General features: G+C 53.0%; 16 protein-coding genes and 1 other RNA gene. 8 read left to right on the top strand and 9 right to left on the bottom strand.

The genetic code is table 11. From position 1 onward, the window contains the following. Positions 1-50 precede the first annotated feature (50 nt). The 3 genes from CYQ09_RS07810 to CYQ09_RS07820 all read left to right on the top strand — a co-directional run bounded on the left by CYQ09_RS07810 (position 51) and on the right by CYQ09_RS07820 (position 1,713). Positions 51-266 (top strand): DUF1127 domain-containing protein, encoded by a 216-nt coding sequence (locus CYQ09_RS07810; protein ID WP_106744859.1) that lies wholly within the window; start codon positions 51-53, stop codon positions 264-266. 122 nt (positions 267-388) lie between these two features. Beyond that, positions 389-1,165: a Bax inhibitor-1/YccA family protein gene (locus CYQ09_RS07815; RefSeq protein ID WP_106744860.1), complete on the top strand. Its 777-nt coding sequence runs from the start codon at positions 389-391 to the stop codon at positions 1,163-1,165. Between the two features lie 74 nt (positions 1,166-1,239). Further along, positions 1,240-1,713 carry a cupin domain-containing protein gene (locus CYQ09_RS07820; protein ID WP_106744861.1) on the top strand — a complete coding sequence of 158 codons (474 nt, stop codon included), beginning with the start codon at positions 1,240-1,242 and terminating at the stop codon, positions 1,711-1,713. A gap of 36 nt (positions 1,714-1,749) precedes the next feature. Here CYQ09_RS07820 and CYQ09_RS07825 read toward each other — a convergent pair whose 3' ends face one another. Then, on the bottom strand, positions 1,750-2,961 hold the full coding sequence (locus CYQ09_RS07825; protein WP_162617597.1) for a sugar-transfer associated ATP-grasp domain-containing protein: 1,212 nt from the start codon (positions 2,959-2,961) through the stop codon (positions 1,750-1,752). Positions 2,962-3,242: 281 nt separating this feature from the next. Then, positions 3,243-3,410: a 50S ribosomal protein L33 gene (rpmG, locus tag CYQ09_RS07830; RefSeq protein WP_008233681.1), complete on the bottom strand. Its 168-nt coding sequence runs from the start codon at positions 3,408-3,410 to the stop codon at positions 3,243-3,245. A gap of 173 nt (positions 3,411-3,583) precedes the next feature. Here rpmG and CYQ09_RS07835 point away from each other — a divergent pair, with 173 nt between their 5' ends. Further along, the gene (locus CYQ09_RS07835; RefSeq protein ID WP_106744863.1) at positions 3,584-3,985 is read left to right on the top strand and encodes a hypothetical protein; all 402 of its coding nucleotides are present in this window, start codon (positions 3,584-3,586) and stop codon (positions 3,983-3,985) included. Positions 3,986-4,103: 118 nt separating this feature from the next. Then, positions 4,104-5,219, top strand: a complete 1,116-nt coding sequence (locus tag CYQ09_RS07840) for a glycine cleavage T C-terminal barrel domain-containing protein (protein ID WP_106745453.1) — start codon at positions 4,104-4,106, stop codon at positions 5,217-5,219. 47 nt (positions 5,220-5,266) lie between these two features. Here the strand turns inward: CYQ09_RS07840 and rnpB are convergent. The 7 genes from rnpB to CYQ09_RS07875 form a co-directional block, all read right to left on the bottom strand. Then, positions 5,267-5,635, bottom strand: an RNA gene (gene rnpB / locus CYQ09_RS07845) — RNase P RNA component class A. Positions 5,636-5,646: 11 nt separating this feature from the next. Continuing rightward, complete coding sequence (locus CYQ09_RS07850) at positions 5,647-6,267, bottom strand: N-acetylmuramoyl-L-alanine amidase (protein WP_106745454.1); 621 nt, start codon at positions 6,265-6,267, stop codon at positions 5,647-5,649. 59 nt (positions 6,268-6,326) lie between these two features. Then, positions 6,327-7,055, bottom strand: coding sequence for a hypothetical protein (locus CYQ09_RS07855; RefSeq protein WP_106744864.1), 729 nt, complete (start codon positions 7,053-7,055; stop codon positions 6,327-6,329). Between the two features lie 40 nt (positions 7,056-7,095). Then, positions 7,096-8,577, bottom strand: coding sequence for an Asp-tRNA(Asn)/Glu-tRNA(Gln) amidotransferase subunit GatA (gatA, locus tag CYQ09_RS07860; protein WP_106744865.1), 1,482 nt, complete (start codon positions 8,575-8,577; stop codon positions 7,096-7,098). Next, the gene (gene gatC / locus CYQ09_RS07865) at positions 8,577-8,864 is read right to left on the bottom strand and encodes an Asp-tRNA(Asn)/Glu-tRNA(Gln) amidotransferase subunit GatC (protein WP_106355076.1); all 288 of its coding nucleotides are present in this window, start codon (positions 8,862-8,864) and stop codon (positions 8,577-8,579) included. Before gatC ends, gatA begins: the two co-directional genes overlap by 1 nt. 39 nt (positions 8,865-8,903) lie before the next feature. After that, the gene (locus CYQ09_RS07870; RefSeq protein ID WP_106744866.1) at positions 8,904-9,554 is read right to left on the bottom strand and encodes a ceramidase domain-containing protein; all 651 of its coding nucleotides are present in this window, start codon (positions 9,552-9,554) and stop codon (positions 8,904-8,906) included. After that, entirely contained in the window at positions 9,551-10,009 is a 459-nt protein-coding gene (locus CYQ09_RS07875; protein WP_106744867.1) for a nucleoside deaminase, read from the bottom strand. Before CYQ09_RS07875 ends, CYQ09_RS07870 begins: the two co-directional genes overlap by 4 nt. Positions 10,010-10,066: 57 nt before the next feature. Between CYQ09_RS07875 and CYQ09_RS07880 the strand changes: the two genes are divergently transcribed. The 3 genes from CYQ09_RS07880 to CYQ09_RS07890 all read left to right on the top strand — a co-directional run bounded on the left by CYQ09_RS07880 (position 10,067) and on the right by CYQ09_RS07890 (position 12,504). Further along, the gene (locus CYQ09_RS07880) at positions 10,067-10,810 is read left to right on the top strand and encodes a class I SAM-dependent methyltransferase (RefSeq protein ID WP_106744868.1); all 744 of its coding nucleotides are present in this window, start codon (positions 10,067-10,069) and stop codon (positions 10,808-10,810) included. 9 nt (positions 10,811-10,819) lie between these two features. Continuing rightward, the gene (locus tag CYQ09_RS07885; RefSeq protein ID WP_106744869.1) at positions 10,820-11,620 is read left to right on the top strand and encodes a pseudouridine synthase; all 801 of its coding nucleotides are present in this window, start codon (positions 10,820-10,822) and stop codon (positions 11,618-11,620) included. A 65-nt stretch (positions 11,621-11,685) separates the two neighbouring features. After that, positions 11,686-12,504 carry a TerC family protein gene (locus CYQ09_RS07890; protein WP_106744870.1) on the top strand — a complete coding sequence of 273 codons (819 nt, stop codon included), beginning with the start codon at positions 11,686-11,688 and terminating at the stop codon, positions 12,502-12,504. Positions 12,505-12,513: the final 9 nt, after the last annotated feature.

Here is a 12,513-nt window from a genome sequence, read left to right on the forward strand (position 1 = left end):
CATCAAGCATCGAAATATTATTCAGACAAACCATCACAAAAGGACATATCATGACAGTTTCTGTTCAAAGCAACATTCAATGCACCCCCTCACAGCGACGCCGCATTACATTGCGTTTACGCGAATATCTGCACATCGCACGCCAGCGCCATCAGCTTCGCAGGCTTGATGACCACATGTTGCGTGATATCGGCGTCAGTAGGCACGAGGCAATAACCGAAGCAAACAAAGCCCCGTGGGACGTTCCCAACCATTGGACGCATTAAATACACAATCGTACGAAAACAGCGTTGTTATCGTTCTAGAACCTTGAAAAATTAGCCATAGCTGCCAATATCGACAGCAAGGGTTCCAACGATCGGAACCACGATATTAACTGGAGGTCACAATGGCACAATACGATTGGGCAGACACAGGCGCCGGCGCACGCACAAGTGCGATCGACGAGGGCCTGCGCGCTCACATGAACAAAGTTTACGCGACCATGTCGATTGGCATGGTTATCACGGCTGCGGCAGCATGGGCTATCGCAGGTCTGGCAACAACGACGGATCCATCAGCAGCCGTATCTATGATGCGCAACGGCACAATGTTAACTGACCTTGGCGCACTGATCTACGGATCACCGCTGCGTTATGTCATCATGTTTGCACCGCTGGCGTTCGTCTTTGGCCTTAGCGCGATGATCAACCGTATGTCTGCAGCAACAGCGCAGCTTGTATTCTATGCATTCGCCGCGGTGATGGGCCTCTCGCTTAGTTCCATCTTCCTTGTCTACACAGGCACCTCGATCGTTCAGATATTCTTGATCACTGCGATTGCGTTCGCGAGCCTCTCACTGTGGGGTTACACCACGAAGAAAGACCTGTCCGGCTGGGGCACATTCTTGATCATGGGCGTCGTTGGTCTGATCGTTGCGTCTATCGTCAACATCTTCTTGCAGTCACCTGCAATCATGTTCGCGATCTCTGGCATTGGTGTTCTGATCTTTGCGGGTCTGACAGCGTATGACACACAAAAGATCAAAACTGACTACATCGCGCACGCCGCACATGGCGACAGCGAATGGTTGGCGAAATCTGCAATCATGGGTGCGCTGAACCTGTATCTTGATTTCATCAACATGTTCATCTTCTTGCTGCAGTTGTTCGGCAACCGCGAGTAAGCAAGATAGCATAGCAAACACAAAGGGCCGGCGGAAACGCTGGCCTTTTTTCGTTTACTCGCAAAGGTGTACCGATGCCCATCATCCGCGCCAATGAAGCACAGCGAGATGAACCCGAAAAGACACACGCGGTTTTGGGCCCATACAGTGCTAGACTATTTAGCGACAGCGGTGGCCTAACGCAGTTTGGGGCATTTACAGAGACCCTGCCGCCCGGATCAAAGTCGTCACTCCGTCACTGGCATCAAACCGAAGACGAGATGATCTATATGCTATCTGGTACGGTTACCGTGCACGAAGGCGATAGCACAGGCACCCTAACCCCTGGCGACGCTGCAACCTTTAAAGCTGGCGAACAAAATGGCCATTACCTAGAAAACAATGGCACTGCAGACGCCACCTATCTGGTCATAGGCACCCGCGCGGAAAGTGACGTCATCACCTACCCTGACCATGACAGGGTACTACGGTTTGATCGGAAGACAGGAGAGCGACGTTATGAAACTTTGGATGGAAGCGCCGCAAAGTCTCCTGACCTAAGAACATAGTACCAGATCGACTTCACATAGGGTTACGGCGACCGCCTATGTCGCATGTTTTGCGCTTTCATATAGCTCACAAAACCTTTGACCTAACGGAATACCTGATGGAATTTGCAAAGTGTCACCACCCCACGACACGTTCCCTTCAACGATGATTGGGCCGTGCTGGGTCCACGCGATATCCCAACCAACAGATACTATGTCTGTCAGCAAATTATGAGCATTCAGCGCGCAGTTGACTATCTCATCAAAGAACGGAAGCTGAATACCCGTTATCGGCGCGTTGGTATCAGGATGCGTGTTCCAACTTTCATTCACAACGCCCTTCTTGACTGCCGAAGTTAGGCGCCCTTGATCATCAATACCTGCAGCCAATCCGCCTGCACCAAAGTTATCCACTGACATCTCGCCCACAGGCATTCTCAATACTGACCGGAAATGTTCAGCGCGACCACGAGGCAGCTTGAAGGTGACGACTCGAAATGTGCAGAGAGCACCGGAACTAAACCGGGTCATTGTTTCATGATTGGTTAGACTTAGCTGAACGACAATGGACTTCTGAGCCGATGCCGTTTCGAGAACATTCAGTAACTGGCGTTCCACAACGCGATGCTGCCCATCTGACCACGTTGAAGACACTGGATCATACGTCCAAGCCTGTGCATCACTTCCTCCAAACATACCATCAGTCTTGGAAAAAAGGTCCCTTTTGGGAAGACTAGTCCCTTCACGCAATGTAACTTTGTGGTTCGAAATAACAGCAACATTACGTGTACTTTCAATTCCGTTTTCTTGGCACAGCGTATCAAAGGAAGCCTTACACTCTATTTGAGAAGTGTCAGTATGCCTATTTAGCCAATCTAATAGCGTCGCGATCTCGTGCCTTTGTAGGTATTCGTGTAAAATTGCTTTCCTCTCCGGCAGCCACAATTTGTAATGTAAAAAGGTGTCTGTCGTGATGTTGTGCCGAACCTTAAGCGCCCAAAGGCTGATAAAGAACCGGAACTGCGAGAGCGGAATTGCGCAGGCTTTGCAGTCAATCTTCAATGCAGCAAAGCAAGCGAGGGTACCCGCAGCAATCGGCCAATATAGCGAATAGAAAACGACCAGCAGTATCCCTTGCCGTTTACTGTGGTTCGTTAATGCCTGTCGATGAACGGACGCAATGACATCATCGCTAAAAGCATATGAAAAATAGGGAAGCAAAACAGCGCACTTACTGCTATAAATACGGCGCTGAAATTTTGCTTTCATGCGGGCGGGCTTATTATTCAAGCGCCTCAGTAGATTTACTATGCCATCTTCGTTCAACGCTAACAACTTTCTGTTATATCCTTGATCTAAAGAATGAAATTCTGACTAGCCTGACCCAATAGTGTCAAGCATCGTACTTCATAGAGATCATGGAACGCCTTATTGCGACCCGGGCCGCACAACAAAAGATAAAACGCCAAATCATCGCGATCCACTCATATAGATACGAAAAAAGCCACGCGATTGCGTGGCCTTTTCATTCGATCCAAAGTGACGATCAATTACTTGATCTTGCCTTCTTTGTATTCGACGTGCTTACGCACAACTGGGTCGTACTTTTTGATGACCATTTTTTCGGTCATTGTACGTGCGTTCTTTTTCGTGACGTAGAAGTGCCCGGTCCCCGCAGTGGAGTTCAGGCGGATCTTGATGGTGGTAGGCTTCGCCATGTCTCATCTCTCCTGGTTGCGGGCCGTCATCGGCGCTACGCATAAATATCATTGAGGCTGCCTTTTACGCCAGCCGCGCCCCGAGTCAACCGTAAAGACGCGCATTATATTGCTTCCCGGGTCAAATGATGCAGAATCATTTGGCGTTCTGACCAACAGGGAAGCCAGATAGCATGCGAAAGCAATATCATTTGCGCATAATCGGATCAGATACGTATATCTGGGATGTACACAAACTGGTCGAAGCGTCGGTCGTTCTTCCAATCCAAGACTTCCCCCTTACCGATATTGCCGAGGTTAACGAAAACTGGTGGTATCAAGAATCCGGCTCGGTGCCGACACCGAAATCAATCGCGCAACATATAAGATTGGTTCAGCAGGCAGACCTGGCCTATCCAATCATCCTATGCGCCAAGGGTTGGCTCATGGACGGAATGCATCGTGTCGTCAAAGCACTAAGCGAAAACCACGAAACCATTCGAGCCGTGCAATTCCAAGAAACACCACCCTACGACTTTCGTAATGTATTGCTGGATGATCTACCCTATCCTGACGCTCCCCCTAAACTCAGCTGAACGTAAAAAACGCGACCGTGGACTCGGATGCGCATCACATCGATCCGCATGATATTTTTATTGCAGCACCTGATATTAAATGAAATTGGCAGTTAAACATCTTAGCAAAGGTCAGGTTATGGCATTTTCGATTGGCATCGGCCCCAACATCCGCAAGTCAGCCTATTTTGACGCGACAGTACGCGACGGCGTAAAAAGCTTTTCCGTCTATAACCACATGTATATTCCCGCCCATTTCGGCGACCCTGAAGCCGAATATGATCGCCTCATCTCGGGAGTCACGATGTGGGACGTTGCAGCACAGCGTCAGGTACAGCTGTCTGGCCCAGATGCGGGCAAGCTCGCCCAATACCTGACGCCGCGCAACCTGTCGGGCACCAAAATCGGTCAGGGCCGCTATGTCCCTCTGTGCGACCATCAGGGGTGGGTTATCAATGACCCTGTCCTCTTGAAGCTATCCCAAGACCGGTACTGGCTGTCAGTTGCTGATAGTGACATCCACCTATGGGCCGCAGCACTTGCTGCCGAAAAAGAGTGGGATGTAGAGGTATCAGAACCGGACGTGTCGCCGCTTGCGATCCAAGGACCAAAGGCGGTCGATGTTGTGGCGGCGCTGTTTGGCGAACAAATCCGTGATTATCGTTACTTTGGCTTCGAAGAAACAACCCTAGACGGCATACCGCTGGTTTTGGCCCGTTCAGGCTGGTCAAAACAAGGCGGCTATGAATTGTATCTCATGGATCTCAGCCGTGGCACCGAACTGTGGGACAAAGTCAAAGCAGCCGGCGCACCGTATGACATCGGTCCCGGTGCGCCCAATGACGTAGAGCGATTGGAAAGCGGATTAATCTCATACGGTGCTGACATGCGCTGGCAAGACTACCGCGCCACACCATTTGAAATGGGTTTTGGCGGGCTGGTTGATTTGGCTTCGGATATCGAATTCGTTGGCAAAGCTGCACTTAAGGCGCTTGCCCAGCAACCCACTCCACGTCAACGTATCGGACTTGTGATCAACGGGAACGCCGCGCTACCGGGGCACCCCGTACATTTAACCTGCAACGGCAAAAATGTGGGATTTGTCAGTGAACTGGCGTTTTCGAAACGGCTTGGCAAAACAATAGCCGTCGGCATGATCGCATCCAACTTTGCTAATACAGCGCATGCGCTAGCAGTACACATCGGTGACACATCATATCCGGCTGATCGCCACATGATTCCGTTTATCAAGTAACGCTTTACGTTGACGGGAAACGGGTCACCCTTTGTGGATAAGGTAATTTGCGCGGACGGCCTATAAGCCGGATCTTGTCCTTTGGGTTGCCCCAAATGGATGACCATTCATCTACACCGCCTGTTACCAGACGATCTCTAGCTGCCAACCCGGACTACTCGGGCTCAAGCATCCCTACCTTGCGGCGCGTAGTCCCTATTTGGCATTGCTCCCGGTGGGGCTTGCCGTGCCGCTTACGTTGCCGCTCGCGCGGTGGGCTCTTACCCCACCGTTTCACCATCACTTTGCATGCAAAGCTGTCTGTTCTCTGTGGCGCTATCCCTAGGGTTACCCCCGCCGGGCGTTACCCGGCACCGTGCTTTTTGGAGTCCGGACTTTCCTCGGACGTTACCGCCCGCGGTCATCCAGCCATCCGCGCAAGACGCAGTTAGGTGCTCGTGGGGTTCACGTCAACGGGGAAACGGCGCGCAAGATCGCTGATCATACCAGCGTCAACCTCATCAAGAGGTCCCGTCGCCCACGGGCGAAAACGCATCCGAAAGACAGACAATAACAAATCCACATCATCCGTGGCCGTATAGCCAAAGGCCCGCATACGCGGTGCAAAAAATGCGGTGTCCTGCGGTGCAACATCTTCCGGCCATACCGCATGGCTCATCAGCGCAAGTCTGCGCCAATCGAATCGCCCACCCGGATCTATTTTGCGCCCCGGCGCCATGTCCGAATGCCCGATCACGCGCTCAGGGCGGATGTCCCAGCGCACTTTGATACCTTGCAGTAGATCGACCAGCGCGTCCATTTGCGGGGCCGCAAAGGGGCTAAGGCCGTCGTTCGCGATCTCTATCCCGATAGAGTGGCTATTGACGTCTGCGACCGCGCCCCAGCGCCCTGCACCGGCGTGCCACGCGCGAAGCGCCTCTGGCACAAGCGACATCACTTCACCGTCTTCTGCAATCAGGTAATGCGCGGACACTTCGTTGGCAGGACTACACAACGTATCGCGTGCAGCAGCTGCCGATTTCATCGCAGTATAATGCAGCACAACCATATCAGGCTGTGCAACACCACGCCGAGGCCCACAGTTGGGCGAATTATATGTGGTCAGTTTCAGTTGCCGAAGGCCATCTTGAACGGTGCAGGGTCCCATCCACAGGCGAATCCGTCACCATCAGGATCAATTCCGCGACGATCCCGTTCTGGCCCGCCTCGCGAAAGAAAGTCGCGCTGCGCATCGTCTGGTGTGGCGTAGGTTGCACAATTTCGCTGATAGCGCCCCTGTGTGGACAATAAGGAACGGCTATACCACTCCTGCCCTTTCACATTTGGCGCATTCACCGCGTATTCAACAATGTTTGGACCAGTGTTGGACGGGCGATCTGGCACTGCGGTTGGCGCGACCTGTTCGCGTGCGGCTGCCTGTGCAGCACGGCGCGCGGCATCGCTTTCGATTGTTTCGCGTTCAGACACCGCATCAAAGTTCTGCTCATCAGAGATACTGGTGTTATTTGCTCCAACAGCAGCTGGCTTTAGCGCCGACAGCGGCTCAAGGTCCGTCTGCGTGGGTTGCGCCTGTCCGATACCAGCACTAGCAAGCTCCGAAGAAGCAATCGCTTGGGTGCCGGGCAGAGGTGCAGGGTCGTTACGTACAACGGAATTCACCTTTGCGGGTGGAATAATTGACGTCTGCGGCGACGTTAACGCCGCCTCGCGACGCGCGCGTTCCAGTTCGTAGTTAGAGTAATCATCAAAACCAACGCCACGCGCACGCTGTGCATCCGTTGTCGCGCAAGCGCTCAACGTTAGAATGCTTAGTGCAATACCATAGCTAATTTTCATTGATGATCACCTGCTACTCAACATCTTCTTTTCAAGAAGATTACCACCACTTGTTCGGCTTGGCTACAAAACCCGCTGACTGCTCAAGACTATAGGCCACATTCAGCAAATCGGCTTCTTCCCACGGACGCCCAATCAACTGCAAACCAAGCGGCAAGCCACTGGCATCAGTGCCTGTTGGCACCGCAATACCGGGTAATCCCGCAAGGTTCACGGTGACCGTAAACACATCGTTCAGATACATCTGAATCGGATCAGCATCCGTCATTTCACCCAAACCAAACGCAGCCGAAGGCGTCGCTGGCGTCAGAATCGCATCGACACCGTCAGCAAACACATTGTCAAAGTCACGTTTGATCAAGGCACGAACACGGCGGGCGCGGTTATAATACGCATCATAGAAACCAGCGGACAGCACATAAGTACCGACCATCACACGGCGCTGTACTTCGTGACCAAAGCCTTCGGCGCGGGTCTTTTCGTACATTTCAGTAATGCCATCGCCTGCGTCTAGTTTCGCGCGGTGACCAAAACGAACGCCGTCATAACGGGCAAGGTTTGACGATGCCTCGGCTGGGGCAATCACATAGTATGCTGGCAAAGCGTATTTCGTGTGCGGTAGGCTGATGTCTTTGATCACAGCGCCTGCGTCTTTGAGCATAGCAGTGCCGTCTTCCCAAAGCTTCGCGATCTCAGCTGGCATCGCGTCCATCCGGTATTCTTTGGGAATGCCAATGACCTTGCCTTTGATGTCGCCGGTCAAGGCAGCCTCAAAATCGGGCACAGCCAGATCGGCGCTCGTGCTGTCTTTTGGGTCGTGGCCACACATGGACTGCAGCATGATTGCCGCATCGCGCACGTCTTTTGTCATTGGGCCAGCCTGATCAAGCGACGATGCAAAGGCGACAACGCCCCAACGTGACACACGGCCATATGTTGGCTTCAGACCAGTAATACCAGTGAAGGCGGCAGGCTGACGAATTGAACCGCCGGTATCTGTACCTGTGGCCGCAAGGCAAAGGTCAGCCGCAACAGCACTAGCAGAACCACCCGATGATCCACCGGGTGTCAGCTTGCGGTCGTCGACTTTCCACGGGTTTACGGCATCGCCATAGACAGACGTCTCGTTCGACGAACCCATCGCGAATTCGTCCATGTTCAACTTGCCCAGCATCACTGCGCCCGCGTCGAACAATTGACTTGTCACGGTTGATTCGTATTCAGGTTTGAACCCTTCAAGGATGCCAGAGGCGGCCTGCGAAGGGACACCTTTGGTACAAAATAGATCTTTGATACCCAGCGGGATGCCGCACATTGCTGGCGCATCGCCTGCTTTGATACGTGCGTCAGCTGCAGCGGCCTGTTTGGTCGCAATTTCTGGCGTCTTGTGAACAAATGCGTTCAACGCACCCGCATCTTCGATCGCCGTCAGACAAGCGGCTGTGACTTCAGCGCTGGATGTATCGCCCTTGCGCATTGCGTCACGGGCCTGCGCGATGGTCAGTTTTGTTAGATCAGTCATTATTCAACCACCTTCGGCACGGCAAAGAACCCTTCGCGAGCATCAGGAGCGTTCTTAAGAACTGCTTCTTGTTGATCGCCATCAGTAACAACATCTTCGCGGCGCTTTAGGCGCTGCGGAGTGACAGATGTCATTGGCTCAACGCCTTCGACATCGACTTCATTCAGTTGCTCGATAAAGCCAAGGATCGCGCTGAATTCAGCGGCCAAAGCGGGCAGTGCATCGTCTTCCACCTTAATGCGGGCGAGTTTCGCCACGCGGCGGGCGGTTTCTGTGTCAATCGACATGGAACGCGTCTCCGGTAAATCTTTCACCCGCGTTTACCGCTACAAACTGCGGGTCGCAAGCATATGGCGGCTGTAAACGTGAATCATCCACGTCAACATTGCGGCATTCAGGCAATGCCACATGAAATGGGTCCCAATTGGGAAAGTCGCGCATAGGATTTCATCAAGCGAACGCAACGCGATAGACAAGCAAAGCAATGCACCGCCAATTGCAAACCCCTTGGCGGTATCCGGCAAACGCTTTCGCAGTGCGAAGGCATAAGCAAATAACAAGATCGGAACAGTCCAATAGAAATTGGAGATCCTGACAAATGGGATCGCATGCAGAACCGGAACGGTGATCGCGGCGTACGGTACAAACAGTGCTGTCGCGAACATCGCGATGCGCGGCATAAGTCCCACGACATCGCGATGCACCGCAAACAGGTATACCAAGATAAACACGCCAATCGGCGTGACGTCCGCAAGCGCTGCCCAAGCAGTGGCATGGGTATGAAACAGATAACTGCCAATCCCGATCAATGCCAAAATCACGCAAAGCGCGCGCGCCAATGGCTGACCGTTCGTTCGCCGCGACATCAGTGCTGCGCCAATAACAAAGGCGAGGTTCGTAAGCGCGTTTACCGGCTCGGACCAATAGGCCGCATCGGTGCGTTCACAATACCCATCAATTTGCGCAAGCCAATTCACTTAACGGGTACGCGTCGTGCCGCGAAAAAATCCATCAAGAGATCCTCCGATTCCCGTGCAGCGATTCCGTCATAGACCTCGGGCTTGTGATGGCACTGCGGGTGCGAAAACACGCGCGGCCCCTGCCCGACACCGCCAGACTTAGGATCAGCAGCACCGTAATACAATCGCGCGATCCGCGCATTACTTATTGCTGCAGCACACATCGGACACGGCTCCAAGGTTACATACAGGTCATAACCAGTCAGTCGTTCTTGGCCCAAGGCCGCGCAAGCCGCCCGGATCACAAGCATCTCGGCATGTGCGGTGGGGTCGTTCAATTCGCGTGTGCGGTTGCCCGCTTGTGCAATCACACCTTCCGGACCCGCGATAACAGCGCCAACTGGCACCTCGCCACGGTCAGCGGCAGATCGTGCCTCGGTAAGGGCAATATTCATGTAGCTACGAAACGGCATAACCCTTTCTTGCCGCGACCGCCTATGCCACACAAGTGCAAATATAGAGAGATTTTGATGACGAACGACATCTATGACCCCACTTACGTGGCCGCATTATTCGATCGATGCTCCAACAATTATAGAAACTGGAGCGCAGTAAGCTCATTTGGGTTCGTTCGGCGATGGCGCCGCGAATGCGTGGCCTTGCTACCCAAAAACGTTAACCCAGATGCGGTTGCCGTCGACCTCATGGCCGGCACCGGCGAGGTTTGGCCCTATTTATTGAGGCGACTACCTTCGCTACGCACAATTACCGCTCTCGATATCTCTCACGAGATGCACACCGATGCCGTTGAACGCCTTCATGATAGCCGCGCAGATCGCATTACGCACTTAGAAGCCGACGCGCTGACATCCGATCTTCCGTCTGATCATGCTGACATTTTGCTATCAACTTTTGGGCTGAAGACGTTCAATCAAGCTCAGCAAACCATATTGGCCCAACAAATCTCGCGTATCTTAAAACCGGGCGGGCACTTTTCTTTGATCGAAGCATCAGACCCGAAAGGCTGGCCGCTGCGTCCGTTTTATCGATTTTACATGGATAGTATGTTGCCCCTCGTGGAACGTTTATTCCTTAAGGGCGCGAATGATTTCAGCATGATAGGGATCTACACTCGCAACTTTGTTGACTGCAAGCATATGGCAAAGGCGCTAACCGATGCAGGGCTAGAGGTCACATATCGAAAACACTTTTTCGGCTGCGCAACTAGCGTTTCCGGAAAGAAGCCAATTGCGCATAACGTGGGCGCAGCCTAAAGCCTTTGTATGACCAATGACACACCTTCGGGCGATCGCATCGCCAAAGTCCTTTCCCGCGCTGGCATTGCAAGCCGCCGCGAGGCCGAGCGTATGATTGCCGACGGCCGCGTGACCGTGAACGGCAAGATAATCGACAGCCCTGCGTTAAACGTAACTGTAAGCGACAAGATCACGGCCGATGGCAAGCTGGTCGGTGAACCCGATGTGCCACGCATCTGGCTGTATCACAAACCAGCCGGCCTCGTGACGACCGAACGCGACGAACGTGACCGCCCAACTGTGTTTGGCGCGCTCCCCGACCACATGCCGCGCGTCATGTCTGTTGGCCGTCTTGATTTGAACTCAGAAGGTTTAATGCTGCTCACCAATGATGGCGGCGTAAAGCGCAAACTGGAACTTCCTGCCACTGGCTGGCTGCGCCGCTACCGCGTGCGGATTAAAGGCAGCGCCAGCGAAGCAAAGCTCGACCAGCTCCGGGCCGGAATCGAAGTCGAAGGTATCAGATACCAGCCGATGATCGTAACCTTCGACCGCCAGCAAGGTGCGAATGCATGGCTAACTGTATCCATCCGCGAAGGTAAAAACCGTGAAATTCGGCGCGTCATGGAAGCCATCGGCGTATCCGTGAACCGCCTTATCCGGGTCAGCTATGGGCCATTCCAGCTAGGCGACCTCAAGCAAGGCGAAGTCGAAGAGCTAAAACAACGGGTTGTCCGCGACCAGTTAGGGCTTTCGTCGAAACCGACCCCAACACGTGTGCGGAAACCGGTAAACCGCCCTAGCGCGGGGAAAAATCGGCGCAGTTGAACCCTTGTTCTGTTACATTGCGTTGTGCATGTTAAAGGTAACAAAACTTTCTGGGGGAATTCGCTTTGGCCGACCTGCTGACGCTTGAAAACGCAACTAATTTGCTCATGCTTTGCTTTTTGCAGGCTGTTTTGGGCTTTGATAACCTACTTTATATCTCAATCGAGAGCCAACGCGCGCCCGTGGCGCAGCAAAAATCGGTACGCACATGGGGTATCATTATTGCTGTCGCGCTGCGCGTAGTGCTGCTGTTCACCATGATCCGGCTGATTGATGCACTGTCCGAACCCTTCTTTATCATGGATTGGGTCGGCGTACTGGAAGGCGGCGTTAACTTTGCGACCATCGTCTTTGTCGTTGGTGGTGTTTTCATAATGTACACTGCGGTGAAAGAAATCGCGCACATGCTGTCGATGGATAACCTTGGGCATGACGTAAGCGGTAAATCTGGAAAATCCGCGACACAGGTTGTTGTTTTGATCGTGATCATGAACTTGATCTTCTCGTTTGACTCGGTGCTGTCGGCGCTGGCGATTACGGATGTGTTTCCAATTCTTGCGATTGCGATCATTCTTTCGGGGCTCGCGATGCTGTTGCTGGCTGATGGCGTGACGCGTTTCTTGGAAAAGAACCGGATGTACGAGGTTCTCGGCCTGTTTATTTTGCTGATCGTAGGTGTCGTTCTTTTGGGCGAAGCTGGCCCAGCCGCAGCCCACGCCGTTCACGACGACACGTTGAATATTAAGGTCTTTGGCAAGGATATCATCCCAATGTCTAAGTCTACATTCTACTTCTCTGTCGTCGTGCTAGTTGCTGTCGAGATCATCCAATCGGGCTACAGCCGCAAACTCAATGCACAGCGCCACGCTGAGCAGAAACACTAAGCCGGAGCT

The organism is Yoonia maritima (assembly GCF_002933395.1).
GTDB classification, from domain to species: domain Bacteria; phylum Pseudomonadota; class Alphaproteobacteria; order Rhodobacterales; family Rhodobacteraceae; genus Yoonia; species Yoonia maritima_A.